The sequence below is a fragment of the Streptococcus mitis genome (assembly GCF_901542415.1).
GTDB classification, from domain to species: Bacteria; Bacillota; Bacilli; order Lactobacillales; family Streptococcaceae; genus Streptococcus; species Streptococcus mitis_BL.
In genome coordinates this window covers 663690-682156 of sequence record NZ_CABEHV010000004.1, presented here as the reverse complement: position 1 = coordinate 682156, position 18467 = coordinate 663690, and the positions used below count along the sequence as shown (strand labels likewise).

The following is an 18467-nucleotide window of genomic DNA, read 5'->3' as shown; positions in this document are numbered from 1 at the left end:
GTAAGGCGACGCTGACGTGGTTTGAAGAGATTTTCGAAGAGTATTAGATAAGTGAAGTATTTTAAAGGAATAAAAAAGGAGAAATAGAATGAAAAATAAACGTTTAATTGGAATTATCGCTGTCTTAGCAGTCTTAGTAGCAGGAAGCTTGATTTACTCTTCAATGAATAAACCAGAAGCTAAGAATGAGAAGAAAGTTGCCAAAGTTGGTGTTCTTCAGTTTGTGAGCCATCCATCTCTTGATTTGATTTATAAAGGGATCCAAGATGGACTTGCAGAAGAAGGCTATAAAGATGATCAGTTGAAAATTGACTTTATGAACTCAGAAGGTGACCAAAGTAAGGTTGCGACAATGAGTAAACAATTGGTTGCAAATGGGAATGACCTTGTGGTTGGTATTGCAACGCCAGCTGCTCAAGGTTTGGCAAGCGCCACAAAAGACCTACCTGTTATCATGGCTGCTATTACAGACCCAATCGGTGCTAACTTGGTTAAAGATTTGAAAAAACCAGGTGGCAACATTACAGGGGTATCTGACCACAATCCAGCTCAACAACAAGTTGAACTCATCAAAGCTTTGACACCAAATGTGAAAACAATCGGAGCTCTTTACTCAAGTAGCGAAGACAATTCAAAAACACAGGTAGAAGAATTTAAGGCTTTTGCTGAAAAAGCAGGTTTGACAGTCGAAACATTTGCTGTTCCTTCAACAAATGAAATTGCTTCAACAGTTAACGTTATGACTAGCAAGGTTGATGCTATCTGGATTCCAATCGATAACACAATCGCATCTGCATTTTCAACAGTTGTATCAAGCAATCAATCAGCTAAAAAGCCAATCTATCCAAGCGCAACTGCCATGGTAGAAGCAGGTGGTTTGGCATCAGTTGTAGTTGACCAACACGACCTTGGTGTGGCAACAGGTAAAATGATTGCACAAGTCTTGAAAGGTGCAAAAACAGCTGAAACTCCAGTCAATGTCTTTTCAACTGGTAAGTCAGTAATTAACAAAAAATTGGCACAAGAGCTAGGTATTACGATTCCTGAATCTGTTCTAAAGGAAGCAGGACAAGTGATTGAATAATCTGTAATGGAGGAGTTGGGGACATCTCCTCCAATTTTTTACAATAGAAATCATATAGAAAAGGTTAAGAAACAGATGATATTATCTATTATTTCTCAAGGATTTGTCTGGGCTATTTTAGGTCTGGGAATCTTTATGACATTTAGGATTTTAAACTTTCCAGATATGACGACAGAAGGTTCCTTCCCTCTTGGGGGAGCTGTTGCTGTCACTCTGATAACCAAAGGCGTGAACCCATTTCTAGCGACACTTGTTGCTGTTGGAGCTGGTTGTTTGGCTGGAATGGCAGCAGGACTTCTTTATACAAAAGGGAAAATCCCAACCTTGCTATCAGGGATTTTGGTGATGACGTCCTGTCACTCTATCATGCTCTTGATTATGGGGCGTGCAAATTTAGGCTTGCTTGGGACTAAGCAAATTCAGCATGTTTTGCCTTTTGATTCAGATTTGAACCAACTCTTGACAGGTCTCATCTTTGTCAGTCTTGTTATTGTTCTCATGCTCTTTTTCTTGGACACTAAACTCGGACAAGCCTATATTGCTACAGGTGACAATCCTGATATGGCTAGAAGTTTCGGGATTCATACTGGACGCATGGAGCTCATGGGATTGGTCTTATCAAATGGTGTGATCGCCCTTGCAGGAGCTCTCATTGCCCAGCAAGAAGGTTATGCCGATGTATCTCGAGGAATTGGGGTTATCGTTGTAGGTCTTGCAAGCTTGATTATTGGAGAAGTTATCTTCAAGAGTTTGAGCTTGGCAGAGCGTCTGGTTGCCATCGTTGTAGGTTCTATCGCTTATCAATTCTTAGTGTGGGCAGTTATTGCGCTTGGCTTTAATACAAGTTACCTTCGTTTGTACAGCGCCGTGATTTTAGCAGTCTGCCTCATGATTCCAACATTTAAGCAAACAATCTTGAAAGGAGCCAAGTTAAGCAAATGACAGCAATTGTAGAATTAAAAAATGCAACCAAAGTCGTTAAAAATGGCTTTGATGAAGAAAAGATTATTTTAAATGATGTTTCATTAGAAATTTTTGAACAGGATTTTATCACGATTTTAGGTGGAAATGGTGCTGGTAAATCGACCCTCTTTAACACTATTGCAGGAACCTTGTCCTTAACCAGTGGGACCATCCGTATTTTGGGTGAAGATGTTACCAAGTTTTCACCAGAGAAGCGGGCTAAGTATCTGTCTCGAGTCTTCCAAGATCCCAAGATGGGGACAGCTCCTCGTATGACGGTGGCTGAAAATCTTTTGATTGCCAAGTTTCGTGGTGAAAAGCGTGGACTGTTTCCGAGACGTCTGGCTAGCTATAAGGATGAGTTTCAGGCAACTATTGAAAAAGTGGGAAACGGTCTTGAGAAACACTTGAATACACCGATTGAGTTCTTATCTGGTGGACAAAGACAGGCTTTGAGTCTCTTGATGGCAACCTTGAAGCGACCTGAATTACTCTTGTTAGACGAGCATACTGCAGCCCTTGATCCAAAGACCAGTGTGGCCTTGATGGAATTGACAGACGAATTTGTCAAGAAAGATCAGCTGACAGCGCTTATGATTACCCATCATATGGAAGATGCTCTCAAATATGGCAATCGTCTGATCGTCATGAAAGAAGGACGGATTATCCAAGATTTGAACCAGGAAGATAAAGCAAAAATGAAAATCTCTGATTATTATCAACTTTTTGAATAGATAATTTTAAAGCCAAATTTCAAGTTAGCCGTCAAGAAGAAATTCTCTGGGGGACTTGTAGTTCAAGCATTTTTTAAGATAGTTATTAATCCAATTTTCGATGAATGCGACTTCTTTGGGAGTCGTTTTCTTAGTTCCCTTAGGTAACCATCTACGAATGAGCCTGTTGTGACTCTCATTAGTTCCCCTTTCCCAAGAGGCATAGGGGTGTGCATAATAGATATGTTCCTTAGAAAACACATCAGACAATCGGTTGAATTCCGTTCCATTATCTGCCGTAATGGATAGAATCTTGTGTTGTTTTAAGATGAGTTTTAGAGCCTGATTGACCGCCTCAGCGCTTTTATTTGGAATCAATCGGATAATCTGATGCCTACTCCTTCGATCAGTTAAGACTAGTAAACAATAGTTTTTCGCTCTTGTAAGTAAACCGTATCAATCTCATAATGCCCATTTCCCAATCGCAGATTGATAACTTCAGGACGCTGTTCGATAGATTGACCAGCGGGTTTAAAATTGGTGCTAGCCTGTTTCTTAGTAGTTTTTCCTTTTCTAGGATACAGGAGGTTCTGTTTGGTTAGTCATATAAGGGAAGATTATATCATTAAGATCTTTTGTAAAGAGCGTGAATATCTTCATAATTTCATTATTATGACTTGGAAAACTGGAGGAAAGATGCTATAATGAATCAACCGTAAAAAAATTACGATTAAGGAGATTAGTCATGTTACAACGTTTTTCGGTACAAAATTTCAAAAATTTTAAAAATGAATTTGTTTGGGATTTGTCTGCTGGTAAATATAATTTTAATTCTAAAAGTATCAAAAATGGAATTGTGAAAAATTCAGTTCTTTATGGTAAAAACGGATCAGGAAAATCTAACCTGACCTATGCGGTGATGGATATCACAACTCACTTAACAGATTTCACAAAACAAGAAAAACATTACAATCAATATATAAATTTGGATAGTTCGGATGACTTTGCTATATTTTCTTATGAATTTAAGTTTGAAGAAGACCGAGTCGTCTATCGCTATAAAAAGAAAAATATGACAGAGGTATTTGATGAGGAGATATTTATCAATAATAAACGCGTTATTTTTGAGGATTTTCAGGCAGATACGCGTGAAGTCCAGTTGGTTGGTGCAGAAAATTTAAATACAAAAACTAGAGATCTCTCCTTATCTTTTGTGAAATATATATTTAGTAACACTAATTTAGAGTTATCAGATGAAACAAACCGTATTTTTTTGAAGTTTAAAGAATTTGTTGAGGGAATGTTATTCTTTGGTTCGGGAACTTCAGAGGGGAATTTTTATCAGGGATTTAAATCTAGTCAAGATTATATAGCATCAGCGATAGTTGATGCAGGTAAATTAGAAGAATTGGAAAGTTTCTTACATAAATTTGATATTAACTATTTTTTAGAAAGAGGAGAAGATTCTGAAGGTAATTCAGTTATTTTGGTTCGTTTCAAAAACCGAAAGGTAAATATTTATAGCGTGGCCTCGCACGGTACTAAAGTAATCATGGTTTTCTTCTATTGGATGATTCAACTTAGTGATATCACCTTTTTGGTCGTCGATGAATTTGATGCCTATTACCATAATGAAGTTTCGGAAACCATTTTGAAAAAGATCAGAAATGGGGAAGTTCAATCCGTGTTTACAACCCACAATACAACCATCATGTCGAATGATTTGTTGCGACCGGATTGTTATTTTATCGTACAGAACAACCAGATTAAGGAACTATCTTCTCTAACCGTAAAAGAATTACGGATGGCTCATAATTTGGAAAAGATGTATAATGCAGGTGCTTTTGATGAGTAAGAACAGGATTGTATTTGTAGTTGAAGGAAAGATAGCTGAACCAAAACTTTTATCAGAAATAGCTAAATCAATCGGAATTGAAGTATCACAGATCTATCCTTATGAAACAAATATCTATTCTCTCTATCGTCATTACACAGAGTATAAAAAATCATTTGCAAATGAAGCAGATGATGTTGACCTATTTTCTTACATTCTTGAGTTAGAAAATGAAAAAGAAAAAGATGAACAAAATGACATTGTCAACTTATCTCGTAGAGAAGTTTCGGAGATGATAAATGAATTTTCAAATGAAACAGGTGCAGGGAAATTGTACATCAGCTATCCAATGGTAGAGGCTCTCAAACTCTATCAGAAAAAGACTTCTGATAAAGTAGCTTTTTATCATTTTAAATTAGATGAAAAAAAGACGAAGTCTGGTAAAACTTTTAAGGCTGTTTGTGAAAATCACAAAGATCATTTTATTTTTGGACAAGCCTTTGGTGAGCAGGATATTGAATGGATTAAACTCTACCATCTCTTACTTAGTCGGGAGATTTATCAATTATCAACTATTGACTTTAAAGAGTATCGTGCAAAAGTTTCTACTAGAGAAACTTTTGCAAAACAATTGAGTACGTTCAAGTGTAATGAAAGAAGCTTTGTCTTTAGTAGTGTAGCAGAATTTTTGCTAGATTATATGACGGAAAAAGATTTCCCAGATCTAGCAAGTTTTCAGGATTGCGAAAGAGAGATCGTAGATAAATGGGATGATACAGAAGGAGCATAAAAACAGTAGATCTTAAGGTGGAAAGTTTTTTGTATTAAAGATATAATTGAAATCGAAATCATACTTCTTATCTCCTACTCCTATTAAATTTATAGCATAATTAATATATTATTCTAAAAATTTAATAGGAGTAGGAGATAAGAAGATGGCTTACACACAAGAAGACTTTCAGGAATAGATTTTTCAAATTGGATTTAAGATGGACTATTTTACTAGGGAGTTTGCGGAGAAAGAAGGGCTAAATTTAGACTATAGCATGCAATCTTTGGATGATTTGGAGGCTTGGATCTTAGCTCACTACGAAGACCACCATGCTTTGATAGCAGACCGCAAGATGTTGGATTATTTGACCGTTTATATCGGTGAAACCTTCCGTAAATACCTAGGAGGTAAATGGTTTATTGAACTTAAAATAAAAAGAACGCCTATTATTCTATACCTGTATTGACCGATCCATCATATAGAGGAGAGGTATACAAAGCACCATTGACTTATGCAACAGCTTGCATCAGTAGAAAAGATGGTCAGTATATTAGCAGGATATTGAAAAATAACATCGAAGATCAAGTGAAATAGTCTTTATTTTTTTCTATTTTTCTTTCAAATATTAGAACGATTTGCTCAAAAGATTCACTTTTATATGATCGCTGGAAACTTATGAAATAGTATCATGTAAAGCGTATGAAATGGTTTACTTTTTTTCTGAAATAAAGTATACTATATAAAGTAAACTATGATAAGATGGAGGTATTGTGTATGGTTGACAAACAAGTCATTGAAGAAATCAAAAACAATGCCAACATTGTGGAAGTCATAGGAGATGTGATTTCTTTACAAAAGGCAGGACGGAACTATCTAGGGCTCTGTCCTTTTCATGGTGAAAAAACACCTTCTTTCAACGTTGTAGAAGACAAGCAGTTTTATCACTGTTTTGGTTGTGGTCGCTCAGGTGATGTCTTTAAGTTCATAGAGGAGTACCAAGGGGTTCCCTTTATGGAGGCTGTCCAAATCTTAGGTCAGCGTGTTGGGATAGAGATGGAAAAACCGCTTTATAGTGAACAGAAGCCAGCTTCACCCCACCAAGCTCTTTATGATATGCACGAAGATGCTGCCAAATTTTATCATGCTATTCTCATGACAACGACTATGGGAGAAGAAGCGAGAAATTACCTTTATCAGCGTGGTTTGACAGATGAAGTGCTTAAACATTTTCGGATTGGTTTAGCACCTCCAGAACGAAATTATCTCTATCAACGTTTGTCTGGTCAGTATCGTGATGAGGATTTTCTAGATTCAGGACTGTTTTATCTTTCGGATGCAAATCAATTTGTAGATACCTTTCACAATCGGATTATGTTTCCCCTGACAAATGACCAGGGAAAGGTTATTGCCTTCTCAGGTCGTATCTGGCAGAAAACGGATTCACAAACTTCTAAGTATAAAAATAGCCGATCAACTGCAATTTTTAACAAAAGTTACGAATTATATCATATGGATAGGGCTAAAAAATCTTCTGGAAAAGCCAGTGAGATTTACCTCATGGAAGGATTCATGGATGTCATTGCAGCCTATCGGTCTGGAATCGAAAACGCTGTCGCATCTATGGGAACAGCCTTGAGTCGTGAGCATGTTGAGCATCTGAAAAGGTTAACCAAGAAGTTGGTTCTTGTTTACGATGGCGATAAAGCTGGGCAAGCAGCGACATTGAAAGCGCTGGACGAAATTGGTGATATGCCTGTGCAAATCGTCAGCATGCCTGATAACTTGGATCCAGATGAATATCTACAAAAAAATGGACCAGAAGACTTGGCCTATCTATTAACAAAAACTCGTATTAGTCCGATTGAGTTCTACATTCACCAGTACAAACCTGAAAATAGTGAAAATCTGCAGGCTCAAATTGAGTTTATTGAAAAAATAGCGCCCTTGATTGTTCAAGAAAAGTCCATAACTGCTCAAAACAGCTATATTCATATTTTAGCTGACAGTCTGGCGTCCTTTGATTATGCTCAGATTGAGCAGATTGTGAATGAGAGTCGTCAGGCGCAAAGGCAGAATCGTATGGAAGGAATTTCCAGACCGACGCAAATCACTATGCCTGTCACCAAGCAGTTATCGGCTATTATGAGGGCAGAAGCTCATCTACTTTATCGAATGATGGAATCTCCTCTTGTTTTGAACGATTACCGTTTGCGAGAAGACTTTTCATTTGACACACCTGAATTTCAGGTTCTATATGACTTGCTTGGTCAGTATGGCAATCTTCCTCCCGAAGTTTTAGCAGAACAGACAGAGGAAGTTGAAAGAGCTTGGTACCAAGTCTTAGCTCAGGATTTGCCTGCTGAGATGTCACCGCAGGAACTTAGTGAAGTAGAAATGACTCGAAACAAGGCTCTCTTGAATCAGGACAATATGAGAATCAAAAAGAAGGTGCAGGAAGCTAGCCATGTAGGAGATACCGACACAGCCTTAGAAGAATTGGAACGTTTAATTTCACAAAAGAGAAGAATGGAGTAATAATGGTAACAAAACAAAAAGAAGTAACAACATTTGACGTACAAGTAGCAGAATTTATCCGTAATCATAAGCAAAAAGGGACAGCAACAGATGATGAAATCAATGCTAGTCTTGTCGTTCCTTTTACCTTGGACGCTGATGGGATTGAAGATCTCTTGCAACGGATTCAAGATGCAGGAATTTCTATCACAGATAACGAAGGAAATCCAAGTGCGCGTGTTCTTAGTGCTGAAGAAGAACCAGAACTCAGTGACGAGGACTTGATTGGGTCAACTTCGGCTAAGGTTAATGACCCTGTCCGTATGTACTTGAAAGAAATCGGGGTCGTTCCTCTCTTGACCAATGAAGAGGAAAAAGAATTGGCACTAGCAGTTGAAGCTGGCGATATCGAAGCCAAACAACGTCTTGCAGAAGCCAACCTTCGTTTGGTTGTTTCCATTGCCAAGCGTTATGTTGGCCGTGGTATGCAGTTCCTTGACTTGATTCAAGAAGGAAATATGGGCTTGATGAAGGCAGTTGACAAGTTTGACTATTCTAAAGGATTCAAGTTCTCAACTTACGCAACTTGGTGGATTCGTCAAGCAATCACTCGTGCTATTGCGGATCAAGCTCGTACTATTCGTATCCCAGTCCACATGGTTGAAACGATTAACAAGCTTGTTCGTGAACAGCGTAATCTCCTTCAAGAATTGGGACAAGACCCAACGCCAGAACAAATCGCTGAACGTATGGATATGACTCCAGACAAGGTTCGTGAAATCTTGAAGATTGCCCAAGAACCAGTATCTCTTGAAACACCAATCGGTGAAGAGGACGATAGCCACCTTGGAGACTTTATCGAAGATGAAGTGATTGAAAATCCAGTGGATTATACGACTCGTATCGTCTTGCGTGAGCAGTTGGATGAGGTCTTGGATACTCTTACAGACCGTGAAGAAAATGTTTTGCGTCTACGTTTTGGACTAGATGATGGAAAAATGCGTACCCTTGAAGATGTGGGTAAAGTCTTTAACGTAACCCGCGAGCGTATCCGTCAGATTGAAGCCAAGGCTTTGAGAAAACTACGCCAACCAAGTCGTAGCAAACCGCTTCGTGATTTTATTGAAGACTAAGAGTGAGGATAAACATGGCTTATACAGAAGAGCAAATTGAAAACATCAAAACACGAATTTTATCAGCCTTGGAAGAAGTTATTGACCCTGAGTTGGGAATCGATATTGTCAATCTTGGTTTAATTTATGAGATTCGTTTTGACGGTGACACAGGGCAAACAGAGATTGATATGACTTTGACAACTATGGGTTGTCCCCTAGCAGACCTTTTGACAGACCAGATTTATGATGCTATGACAGAGGTTCCAGAAGTGACGGATACTGAGGTTAAATTAGTCTGGTATCCAGCCTGGACTGTTGAAAAAATGAGTCGCTATGCCCGCATTGCCCTAGGCATTAAGTAATCATATAAAATATGTGAGAGACCATTGGAAGAGCGAGGAAATTTCCCCTCTTTTCCTCTAGTCTCTCCTTTCTTTTGCTGATTTTATTCCAAGAAAATGATATAATAGTAGTCATGGAAAAAAAGAAATTACGCATCAATATGTTGAGTTCAAGTGAGAAAGTAGCAGGACAAGGAGTTTCAGGTGCTTACCGTGAATTAGTTCGTCTTCTTCACCGTGATGCCAAGGATCAATTGATTGTTACAGAAAATCTTCCAATAGAGGCAGATGTGACTCACTTTCATACCATTGATTTCCCCTATTATTTATCAACATTCCAAAAGAAACGCTCAGGAAGGAAAATTGGCTATGTTCATTTCTTGCCTGACACACTTGAGGGGAGTTTGAAAATTCCATTTTTCTTAAAGGGAATTGTGAAACGCTATGTATTTTCTTTTTACAACCGGATGGAGCACTTGGTGGTGGTCAATCCTATGTTTATCGAGGATTTGGTGGCAGCTGGTATTCCACGTGAAAAAGTTACCTATATTCCTAACTTTGTCAACAAGGAAAAATGGCATCCCCTTCCACAAGAAGAGGTGGCTCGACTACGCGAAGAGCTAGGTCTTAGCGATAATCAGTTTATCGTAGTAGGTGCTGGTCAAGTTCAGAAACGTAAAGGGATTGATGACTTTATCCGTCTGGCTGAGGAATTGCCTCAGATTACCTTTATTTGGGCCGGTGGTTTCTCTTTTGGTGGTATGACAGATGGTTATGAACGTTACAAGAAAATCATGGAGAATCCCCCTAAAAATTTGATTTTTCCAGGAATTGTATCGCCAGAGCGGATGCGCGAATTGTATGCCCTAGCGGATCTTTTCTTGCTTCCTAGTTACAATGAACTCTTTCCTATGACTATCCTAGAAGCTGCCAGTTGTGAAGCTCCGATTATGTTGCGTGATTTAGATCTTTATAAGGTGATTTTAGAGGGAAATTATCGGGAGACAGCAGATAGAGAAGAGATGAAAAAAGCTATTTTGGAATATCAAGCAAATCCTGTTGCTTTAAAAGATTTGAAAGAAAAAGCTAAGAATATTTCTAGAGAGTATTCAGAAGAGCATCTATTGCAAATCTGGTTGGACTTTTATGAGAAACAAGCCGCTTTAGGGAGAAAGTAAAAAGTGAGGTAATCTATGAGAATTGGTTTATTTACAGATACCTATTTTCCTCAGGTTTCAGGTGTTGCGACCAGTATTCGAACCTTGAAAACCGAACTTGAAAAGCAGGGACATGCTGTTTTTATCTTTACAACGACAGATAAGGATGTCAATCGTTATGAAGATTGGCAAATTATCCGCATTCCAAGTGTTCCTTTCTTTGCTTTTAAGGATCGTCGCTTTGCCTACCGAGGTTTTAGCAAGGCGCTTGAAATTGCTAAACAATATCAACTAGATATTATCCATACTCAGACAGAATTTTCTCTTGGCTTGTTGGGGATTTGGATTGCGCGTGAATTGAAGATTCCAGTCATCCATACCTATCACACCCAATATGAAGACTATGTACATTATATTGCTAAGGGGATGTTGATTCGTCCTAGTATGGTCAAGTATCTGGTTAGAGGTTTTTTGCATGATGTAGATGGAGTCATTTGCCCGAGTGAGATTGTCCGAGACTTGCTATCTGACTATAAAGTCAAGGTTGAAAAGCGGGTTATTCCAACTGGTATTGAGTTAGCTAAGTTTGAGCGTCCGGAAATAAAGCAAGAAAATCTGAAAGAACTGCGTAGTAAACTAGAGATTCAAGATGATGAACAGATGTTACTGAGTCTTTCCAGAATTTCCTATGAAAAAAATATTCAGGCAGTACTAGCAGCCTTTGCAGAAGTTCTGAAAGAGGAGGACAAGGTTAAACTGGTGGTAGCTGGGGATGGTCCTTATCTGGATGATCTTAAAGAGCAAGCCCAGAAACTAAAGATTCAAGACTCTGTTGTCTTTACAGGGATGATTGCTCCTAGTGAGACGGCTCTTTACTATAAGGCAGCGGATTTCTTCATCTCAGCATCGACGAGTGAGACGCAGGGTTTGACATACTTGGAAAGCTTGGCCAGTGGAACGCCAGTTATTGCTCACGGAAATCCTTATCTGGACAATCTGATCAATGATAAGATGTTTGGAACATTATACTACGGTGAACATGATTTGGCTGGGGCTATTTTAGAAGCCCTGATTGCAACGCCAGACATGAATGAGCATACCTTATCAGCTAAATTATACGAGATTTCAGCTGAGAACTTTGGAAAACGGGTGCATGAATTTTATCTGGATGCTATTATTTCAAATAATTTCCAGAAAGATTTAGCAAAAGATGATACGGTCAGCCAGCGTATCTTTAAGACAGTTTTGTATTTACCGCAACAGGTGGTTGCTGTGCCTGTAAAAGGCTCTAGACGAATGCTGAGGGCTTCAAAAACACAGTTAATCAGCATCAGAGATTATTGGAGAGACCATGAAGAATAGAAAGAGGAATAGCTATGAAAAAACAATTGATGAGAAGTGGTAGTGATCAAAAAATTGCTGGAGTATGTGCTGGGGTCGCAAATTATTTTGATATGGATCCTACTATTGTTCGTGTAATATGGGGTGTTCTTGCATTTTGTTATGGGGCAGGAATTGTAGCTTATATCATTTTATGGATTATTGCGCCGGTAGCAAGTGACTATTGAAAACTAGCTGAATTCATGCTAAGATAATAGAAAATAGAATGTAACGAAGGAGATAAAAATGGCATTTGGAGATAATGGAAAACGTAAAAAAACTATGTTTGAGAAATTAACCTTGCTTATCGTACTTATCATGTTAGTAGCAAGTATTTTGGGTATTTTTGCAACTGCAATTGGTGCCCTCAGTAATCTATAAAATAGATTAAAGAAAATTTTGAGACTGGGATTTCCCAGCCCTTTTTTAAAGTGAGAAGAAAAAATGAGTATGTTTTTAGATACAGCCAAGATTAAGGTCAAGGCTGGTAATGGTGGCGATGGTATGGTTGCCTTTCGCCGTGAAAAATATGTCCCTAATGGCGGTCCTTGGGGTGGTGACGGTGGACGTGGAGGTAATGTGGTCTTCGTTGTAGACGAAGGTTTACGTACCTTGATGGATTTCCGCTATAACCGTCATTTCAAGGCTGATTCTGGTGAAAAAGGAATGACCAAAGGGATGCATGGGCGTGGTGCTGAGGATCTTAGAGTTCGAGTACCACAAGGAACGACTGTGCGTGATGCCGAGACTGGCAAGGTCTTGACAGATTTGATTGAACATGGGCAGGAATTTATTGTAGCCCACGGTGGTCGTGGTGGTCGTGGAAATATCCGCTTTGCGACACCAAAAAATCCTGCACCTGAAATCTCTGAAAATGGAGAACCAGGTCAGGAACGTGAGTTACAATTGGAACTAAAAATCTTGGCTGATGTTGGTTTAGTTGGATTCCCATCTGTTGGGAAATCAACACTTTTAAGTGTTATTACCTCAGCTAAACCTAAAATTGGTGCCTACCACTTTACAACCATTGTGCCAAATCTAGGTATGGTTCGTACCCAATCAGGTGAATCGTTTGCAGTAGCTGATTTACCAGGTTTGATTGAAGGCGCTAGTCAAGGTGTTGGTTTGGGAACCCAGTTCCTCCGTCACATCGAGCGTACCCGTGTCATCCTTCATATTATTGATATGTCAGCTAGCGAAGGACGTGATCCTTATGAGGATTATCTTGCTATTAACAAGGAGTTAGAGTCTTATAACCTCCGTCTCATGGAGCGTCCACAGATTATCGTAGCCAACAAAATGGACATGCCTGAGAGTCAAGAAAATCTTAAAGAGTTTAAGAAAAAATTAGCTGAAAATTATGATGAATTTGAAGAGTTACCAGCTATCTTCCCAATTTCTGGTTTGACTAAGCAAGGTCTGGCAACGCTATTGGATGCTACAGCTGAATTGTTAGACAAGACACCAGAATTCTTGCTCTACGACGAGTCAGATATGGAAGAAGAAGCTTACTATGGATTTGATGAGGAAGAAAAAGCCTTTGAAATTAGTCGTGATGACGATGCTACATGGGTGCTTTCTGGTGAAAAACTGATGAAACTCTTTAATATGACCAACTTTGATCGTGACGAATCAGTCATGAAATTTGCTCGCCAGCTTCGTGGTATGGGAGTTGATGAAGCCCTTCGTGCGCGTGGTGCTAAAGATGGTGACTTGGTCCGCATTGGTAAATTTGAGTTTGAATTTGTAGACTAGGAGATTGGTATGGGAGATAAACCGATATCTTTCCGAGATGCGGATGGCAATTTTGTTTCTGCCGCAGACGTTTGGAATGAAAAGAAATTGGAAGAACTATTTAATCGTCTCAATCCAAATCGTGCCCTGAGATTGGCACGAACTAAAAAAGAAAATCCATCTCAGTAAAGAATATAAAAGAATTCCGTGCCACATGAGACACGGAATTTTCTTATTCTTCAAAGAAAAATGGTGGAGCGAATTTTTTCAATTCTTCAAAGCATTTTTGAGCAGCTTCTGCATCTTCGCAGATGACGAGACAGACATCATCGCCACAGAGGCTAGCAATAGCGTCGGGGAAGCTCAAAGCATCAATGATAGAACCAAAGGATTGCGCAAGTCCAGGAAGGGTTTTAAGGAGGACTTGGTGTTGAACGGGACGCATCAAGACAAGAGCATCTTCCATGTAAATTTCGAGACGTTTTTCCCATTTTGAGATAGAACCTGTATTGAGCACGTAGTAAGAGTTGTCTTCTTCTCTTACTTTTGAGAGGTTCATGCTTTTAATATCTCTCGAAAGTGTAGCTTGTGTAACTTGAATGTCGTTATCAGCAAGAAGAGCTTGTAGCTCAGCTTGAGTATGAATCTTGTTTTTCGTTACAAGAGCTCGTATGAGTTGGTGTCGGTGTTCAGATTTATTCATAAAATGTTACTCCTTGTATTAGATACAGAAAGCGTGGACTGAACGAAATCGTCAGTCGGGTGGTAAGCGGTATTGTCACGTATGATGATTTCAAAGTCAGTAGTATAGGACTAAATGGAGAAAATCCCACTCTTTTTACTTGTCACTAGTTGAGTGTAGATGAATTGGGTATCTATCCGTTTATCTACATTGGTGTTCTCTACTAACAGTAAATCATTCCATTAGGGTAGCCTTTTGTCACGACTTGTTGTGAATTTACGATTAATGTTAATTCACAGAGATTGTCCAACATGTGGTGTGGTAGTGTGTATTATTAATAAGTACACATGTTGGTTAGGGTCTTAGTATCATTTGTCCAAGCTCCAGTTGTAGGATGTCATGAGCCTAGACTAGGATTGAATTTGATACCAAGTTTATGTTTGTTTCAACTGTTCAAGTGGAAATCTTCCATATTGAAAGTCTGATATCATATCTTTTGACAAGGTAGGATAAGAGTAGACTGTTTAAGATCAACAGTCAGGTGGTAGTCAGTATTGTCACGGATGGTGATTTCAAAGTCAGTAGTATAGAGTACTAAACGAAGAGTATCTCCTTCTTTTAACTTGTAAATAGTCGGTTGCAGTTCAAACTGGATATCCATCCATTCATCTGCCTTAATATCCTCTACTAACAGTAAATCATTTCTATTTTGTAAATTGAGGTAGCCTTTTGTCACGACTCGTTGTGTATTTTCACGAAAAGGCAATTCGTTGAGATTTTCCAACATATGGTAGCGACCGTTGTCAATGGTTCTAGCACTTAAAACAGCTGGATAAGGTTGCAGGTATTTCTTCTGTCCAAATTCTAGCAGTTGGGCAGATAAGAGCCCCTTATTTATACTGGATTTGATACGAAGATTGAGTTGGGCACGACCGTTCAAGTGAAGATCTTTGGTTACAGGAAGGTCAATAGTAATCTGATTGGTTTTTCCTTGATAGAGTTCTGTATTGAAGGTCTGGTAGGTCTTACCATAGCGCTCAAAATCCTTATCTGGGTACTGGTTTTGAATGACTTTCTCTTCTTGACCAAGTGAGAAGGTTTCAAAGTTTTCTTGCCCACCGAAGGTACCAAGTGATAGCCAAGTCTGAGGGGCTGTATTGTCCTGCCAAATGACAGTAGGAAGTTGGAAATCTGTATCTTGTCCCAGTAATTTCTTTGTCAATAAGGCGTTCATGGACTCACGGAAGTCAATGGACTGCCAGTTGTTCATGTACACATGGGCGCCATTATGGAAAAAGAGATGCTTGTTTATATGAGCAGGAAGGGCGTGAAACATCTGGTAAACATGAAGTGGTTTGACATTCCAATCCTGTGAACCATGAGTAAAGACAACCTCTGCCTTTACCTTATGGGCATTGAGCAGATAATTGCGATCATGCCAAAATTGATTGTAGTCACCAGATTTGCGATCTAACTGCTCTTTTACTTTTTCTAAGTCAGCTTGGTGAGCCTCATTACCACGGATATAGTCACCAGCCAAGAGGTTACGAGAGTAGGTTAGTTCAGCAAGGGAGTCAAAGTCCTCACCAGGATAACCACCTGGGCTAGTTACTAGACCGTTTTCACGGTAGTAGTTGTACCACGAAGAAATACCAGCCTCGGCAATAATAACCTCTAAACCATCTACACCTGTAGTCGCAAGACCATTGGACATGGTACCTAGATAGGAAAGTCCAGTTGTAGCTACTTTTCCGTTTGACCAGTCAGCCTTGACTTGACGTTGGCACGTGTGGTCGGTAAAGGCACGGCAACGGCCATTGAGCCAGTCGATGACATTTTTATAAGCCTCGATTTGCTGGTAGTCCCCATTAGTCATGAAACCAGTAGAGTCTTTGGTACCGACACCTGAGACATAGAGATTAGCAAAACCTCGTGGAAGGAAGTAGTCGTTGAGAGTATAGCTAGCGTTGATGTGCGTTAGCTTTTCCTCAGCTTCTGACACAAGCTCAGCTTGACCTTGGGGTTGGACGAGATTGAGTTGAGGTTCTTCAAGCTCAATCTTGTGAGCAGGTTTGACCTCAAGTTCACCCTCCATCTTGTAGAGGGCCTTATCACTAGCCTTGTCATTGGTTCCCTGATGGTAGGGGCTAGCTGTCATGATAGCAGGTATTTGTCCATCATAATGAGGACGAATAATGCTGACCTTGACTAGGTTTGGAAGTCCTTCGCGGTCAGTATCGACACGAGACTCAACGTAAACGACTTCTCGAATGACATCATGGCTAGAAAAAGTAGCCAAAATCTTGCCATTAAAGTAGTGATAGTCATTATCCTCAGGAATTAGCCCGTCACTGACAAGTTGGTCGATAAGAGTGTTCCCTTTTTTAGTGCGAGTATTGAGCAACTGATAGAGATTTTCAATCAAGTCACCATATACAATAGGAAATCCAGACTCTTTACGAAAAACATCACTGTCTTCAAAGTCAACCAAATAAGAAAAACCTAAAAGTTGAAAGGCTACAGTATAGAAAATATCTGCAGTTAACTCTTTATCTGATTGAAAAAATGTCAGTAAGTCAGTTTCTTTATCAACTGCTAAACTGGATAGAGGATAGGTGCTATCTTTAAAATTAAAAAAGAAACGAATGAGAAACGCTTCAAGCATTTTTTTATTTGTGATGTTGACTGGTAAATCAAATCCATACTTTTTTAATTCAAAGATAATTGTATCTCTAGGTAGCGCTAAATAGCTAAATCGATTAAAACGCATAAAACCTCCAGTAAAATTATACTTCAATTTATTATATCAAAAAAGCAAAAAAAATACCAAGATAAAGTCAAAAACAAAATAGTATATAAATATAAATAATATTAAAAAACGATTAATATATATATATATATATAATTATTTCTTTCTTGAACTGATAGCGTTTTTGTGATAAAATATATACTATATAATTGTAATTCGAAGTTACATAAAAAAATATGGAAGTGAACATTATGTATAAATCAAAAAGACAAAAAAATAAATCTTTTGATTGGTATGGCTTGAGCCAACGTTTCTCTATTCGTAAGTATCATTTTGGTGCTGCGAGTGTGCTGTTGGGGACAGCCTTGATTTTGGGTGCTGCCCAAACGACTGCCAAAGCAGAAGAAACAGCTACTGAAAATAAAACAGAAGCTGTGGCATCTGCTCCAAAAGATGATAAGGTAAGTGAGAATGTCGCAAATGTGACGACACCAGCTCTTTCTGCTACGACAGAAGCGGCTGTAGTAGAAAAGCCGGCCTTGAGTGATGAGGAAGTTGCAAAATTAGCTGCTGAAGCATCTAAGAAAGATGAAAAAGTAGCTGAGACAGCTACAACTGAAAAAACAGAAGCAGCTGACAAAGAAAAAGCAACACTAACTGCTCCTTCAACTGACAAAAAAGCTGATAAAGCAGTTGATGAAAAAGCTGATAAAAAGGATGAAAAGAAAGCAGAAAACCCAATTACTGCTACTAAAACTGTCCTTGAACAGTTGACATCTGAAGCAGAAGTATTGAACACAACTGCCTCAAACTTTGCGGATAAAAAGGCAGAAGATAAAGCTGGAAAAGAAGCAATCGCAACTGCAGTAGCTTCAGCTAAGGTCCAAATCGAAGCTTCTAAGAAAGCTCTTGCTGCAGGAGAAATCACTAAGGAAGAATTGAATGCCCAACTCCAACGTATCTCATCTGCCATCGAAGCAGTCTACGCAGAGATGAAACGTGCAGGACACATAGGTAAAGTTGAAGCGGTGTTGGCAGGTGAAACTACTACCAATACAGCAATCGTAGCCCCAACAACTAAGACTCCTGTAAAAAATATTAATAAATTAACGGATGAAGAGATAGCAGCGGTTAAACGTGAAATCATGAATGCTAACCCAAGTATTACAGACCCTTCTATGATTGATGTAGTAAAAAAAGGAAACGGAACTGCAGGTGGAGCAACTGTTACTTTAAATGGTGTTAGAACTGATATTGCTTCTGGAGATACTGTTGTTGGTACTGCAGGTACTAAAAACTTAGAGCAACTTAAGAACAACATTAACTGGTTTGACTTTGCAGCAGCATCGATCACATATCCTAACGGTACTGTAGTAGGACCTGCAAGATAGTTAGCGCAACCGATAACAAAAACTGTAACTTATCCAAA

The 18467-nt window shown here is 39.0% G+C and carries 18 protein-coding genes and 1 pseudogene; 16 read left to right on the top strand and 3 right to left on the bottom strand.

Going from position 1 to position 18467, the window contains the following annotated elements:
* Nucleotides 1-88 precede the first annotated feature (88 nt).
* From trpX to FQT24_RS03540, 3 genes are all read left to right on the top strand, one after another.
* Entirely contained in the window at nt 89-1084 is a 996-nt protein-coding gene (trpX, locus tag FQT24_RS03550) for a tryptophan ABC transporter substrate-binding protein (RefSeq protein ID WP_143952182.1), read from the top strand.
* Nucleotides 1085-1159: 75 nt separating this feature from the next.
* Nucleotides 1160-2026, top strand: coding sequence for an ABC transporter permease (locus FQT24_RS03545; protein ID WP_143952181.1), 867 nt, complete (start codon nt 1160-1162; stop codon nt 2024-2026).
* The gene (locus FQT24_RS03540; protein ID WP_143952180.1) at nt 2023-2781 is read left to right on the top strand and encodes an ABC transporter ATP-binding protein; all 759 of its coding nucleotides are present in this window, start codon (nt 2023-2025) and stop codon (nt 2779-2781) included. Before FQT24_RS03545 ends, FQT24_RS03540 begins: the two co-directional genes overlap by 4 nt.
* A 24-nt stretch (nt 2782-2805) precedes the next feature.
* Here FQT24_RS03540 and FQT24_RS03535 read toward each other — a convergent pair.
* Nucleotides 2806-3362: pseudogene (locus FQT24_RS03535) on the bottom strand (IS30 family transposase); the annotation flags it as partial.
* 143 nt (nt 3363-3505) lie between these two features.
* Between FQT24_RS03535 and FQT24_RS03530 the strand changes: the two are divergent.
* The 12 genes from FQT24_RS03530 to FQT24_RS03475 all read left to right on the top strand — a co-directional run bounded on the left by FQT24_RS03530 (nt 3506) and on the right by FQT24_RS03475 (nt 13796).
* A complete protein-coding gene (locus FQT24_RS03530; protein ID WP_143952179.1) occupies nt 3506-4615 on the top strand; it encodes an AAA family ATPase in 1110 nt (369 codons plus the stop codon).
* Nucleotides 4608-5384: a hypothetical protein gene (locus tag FQT24_RS03525; RefSeq protein WP_143952178.1), complete on the top strand. Its 777-nt coding sequence runs from the start codon at nt 4608-4610 to the stop codon at nt 5382-5384. The genes FQT24_RS03530 and FQT24_RS03525 overlap by 8 nt, the downstream gene beginning before the upstream one ends.
* Before the next feature lie 199 nt (nt 5385-5583).
* On the top strand, nt 5584-5832 hold the full coding sequence (locus tag FQT24_RS11040) for a hypothetical protein (protein ID WP_260666195.1): 249 nt from the start codon (nt 5584-5586) through the stop codon (nt 5830-5832).
* Between the two features lie 308 nt (nt 5833-6140).
* Nucleotides 6141-7901, top strand: a complete 1761-nt coding sequence (gene dnaG / locus FQT24_RS03515) for a DNA primase (RefSeq protein ID WP_221928342.1) — start codon at nt 6141-6143, stop codon at nt 7899-7901.
* A gap of 2 nt (nt 7902-7903) precedes the next feature.
* Nucleotides 7904-9013, top strand: a complete 1110-nt coding sequence (rpoD, locus tag FQT24_RS03510; protein ID WP_000256769.1) for an RNA polymerase sigma factor RpoD — start codon at nt 7904-7906, stop codon at nt 9011-9013.
* Nucleotides 9014-9027: 14 nt separating this feature from the next.
* Entirely contained in the window at nt 9028-9357 is a 330-nt protein-coding gene (locus FQT24_RS03505; protein WP_000331925.1) for a metal-sulfur cluster assembly factor, read from the top strand.
* Nucleotides 9358-9470: 113 nt separating this feature from the next.
* A complete protein-coding gene (gene cpoA / locus FQT24_RS03500) occupies nt 9471-10514 on the top strand; it encodes an alpha-galactosylglucosyldiacylglycerol synthase (RefSeq protein ID WP_221928341.1) in 1044 nt (347 codons plus the stop codon).
* A gap of 15 nt (nt 10515-10529) precedes the next feature.
* Complete coding sequence (locus FQT24_RS03495) at nt 10530-11855, top strand: glycosyltransferase family 4 protein (protein WP_143952177.1); 1326 nt, start codon at nt 10530-10532, stop codon at nt 11853-11855.
* Between the two features lie 14 nt (nt 11856-11869).
* The gene (locus tag FQT24_RS03490; protein ID WP_161800596.1) at nt 11870-12061 is read left to right on the top strand and encodes a PspC domain-containing protein; all 192 of its coding nucleotides are present in this window, start codon (nt 11870-11872) and stop codon (nt 12059-12061) included.
* A gap of 58 nt (nt 12062-12119) precedes the next feature.
* Nucleotides 12120-12254 carry a DUF4044 domain-containing protein gene (locus tag FQT24_RS03485; protein ID WP_000863852.1) on the top strand — a complete coding sequence of 45 codons (135 nt, stop codon included), beginning with the start codon at nt 12120-12122 and terminating at the stop codon, nt 12252-12254.
* Nucleotides 12255-12317: 63 nt separating this feature from the next.
* Nucleotides 12318-13628 (top strand): GTPase ObgE, encoded by a 1311-nt coding sequence (gene obgE / locus FQT24_RS03480; protein ID WP_004248745.1) that lies wholly within the window; start codon nt 12318-12320, stop codon nt 13626-13628.
* A 9-nt stretch (nt 13629-13637) separates the two neighbouring features.
* Nucleotides 13638-13796 carry a hypothetical protein gene (locus tag FQT24_RS03475; RefSeq protein WP_001808548.1) on the top strand — a complete coding sequence of 53 codons (159 nt, stop codon included), beginning with the start codon at nt 13638-13640 and terminating at the stop codon, nt 13794-13796.
* 43 nt (nt 13797-13839) lie between these two features.
* On the opposite strand, the gene FQT24_RS03470 is transcribed toward FQT24_RS03475, so the two are convergent.
* Both FQT24_RS03470 and FQT24_RS03465 read right to left on the bottom strand, forming a co-directional pair.
* Entirely contained in the window at nt 13840-14310 is a 471-nt protein-coding gene (locus tag FQT24_RS03470) for an arginine repressor (RefSeq protein WP_001043024.1), read from the bottom strand.
* A gap of 466 nt (nt 14311-14776) precedes the next feature.
* Complete coding sequence (locus tag FQT24_RS03465) at nt 14777-17059, bottom strand: Xaa-Pro dipeptidyl-peptidase (RefSeq protein ID WP_143952176.1); 2283 nt, start codon at nt 17057-17059, stop codon at nt 14777-14779.
* Nucleotides 17060-17289: 230 nt separating this feature from the next.
* On the opposite strand from FQT24_RS03465, the gene FQT24_RS11035 reads away from it, so the two are divergent.
* Nucleotides 17290-18429, top strand: a complete 1140-nt coding sequence (locus tag FQT24_RS11035) for a YSIRK-type signal peptide-containing protein (RefSeq protein WP_260666185.1) — start codon at nt 17290-17292, stop codon at nt 18427-18429.
* The last annotated feature ends 38 nt before the right edge of the window (nt 18430-18467 follow it).

Coding starts and splice junctions, on each gene's coding strand:
- FQT24_RS03495 (WP_143952177.1), top strand. CDS start 10,530: ATGAGAATTGGTTTATTTACAGATACCTATTTTCCTCAGGTTTCAGGT.
- FQT24_RS11040 (WP_260666195.1), top strand. CDS start 5,584: ATGGACTATTTTACTAGGGAGTTTGCGGAGAAAGAAGGGCTAAATTTA.
- FQT24_RS03525 (WP_143952178.1), top strand. CDS start 4,608: ATGAGTAAGAACAGGATTGTATTTGTAGTTGAAGGAAAGATAGCTGAA.
- FQT24_RS03490 (WP_161800596.1), top strand. CDS start 11,870: ATGAAAAAACAATTGATGAGAAGTGGTAGTGATCAAAAAATTGCTGGA.
- FQT24_RS03540 (WP_143952180.1), top strand. CDS start 2,023: ATGACAGCAATTGTAGAATTAAAAAATGCAACCAAAGTCGTTAAAAAT.
- cpoA (WP_221928341.1), top strand. CDS start 9,471: ATGGAAAAAAAGAAATTACGCATCAATATGTTGAGTTCAAGTGAGAAA.
- rpoD (WP_000256769.1), top strand. CDS start 7,904: ATGGTAACAAAACAAAAAGAAGTAACAACATTTGACGTACAAGTAGCA.
- FQT24_RS03475 (WP_001808548.1), top strand. CDS start 13,638: ATGGGAGATAAACCGATATCTTTCCGAGATGCGGATGGCAATTTTGTT.
- FQT24_RS03485 (WP_000863852.1), top strand. CDS start 12,120: ATGGCATTTGGAGATAATGGAAAACGTAAAAAAACTATGTTTGAGAAA.
- obgE (WP_004248745.1), top strand. CDS start 12,318: ATGAGTATGTTTTTAGATACAGCCAAGATTAAGGTCAAGGCTGGTAAT.
- FQT24_RS11035 (WP_260666185.1), top strand. CDS start 17,290: ATGTATAAATCAAAAAGACAAAAAAATAAATCTTTTGATTGGTATGGC.
- FQT24_RS03505 (WP_000331925.1), top strand. CDS start 9,028: ATGGCTTATACAGAAGAGCAAATTGAAAACATCAAAACACGAATTTTA.
- FQT24_RS03530 (WP_143952179.1), top strand. CDS start 3,506: ATGTTACAACGTTTTTCGGTACAAAATTTCAAAAATTTTAAAAATGAA.
- dnaG (WP_221928342.1), top strand. CDS start 6,141: ATGGTTGACAAACAAGTCATTGAAGAAATCAAAAACAATGCCAACATT.
- FQT24_RS03545 (WP_143952181.1), top strand. CDS start 1,160: ATGATATTATCTATTATTTCTCAAGGATTTGTCTGGGCTATTTTAGGT.
- FQT24_RS03470 (WP_001043024.1), bottom strand. CDS start 14,310: ATGAATAAATCTGAACACCGACACCAACTCATACGAGCTCTTGTAACG.
- trpX (WP_143952182.1), top strand. CDS start 89: ATGAAAAATAAACGTTTAATTGGAATTATCGCTGTCTTAGCAGTCTTA.
- FQT24_RS03465 (WP_143952176.1), bottom strand. CDS start 17,059: ATGCGTTTTAATCGATTTAGCTATTTAGCGCTACCTAGAGATACAATT.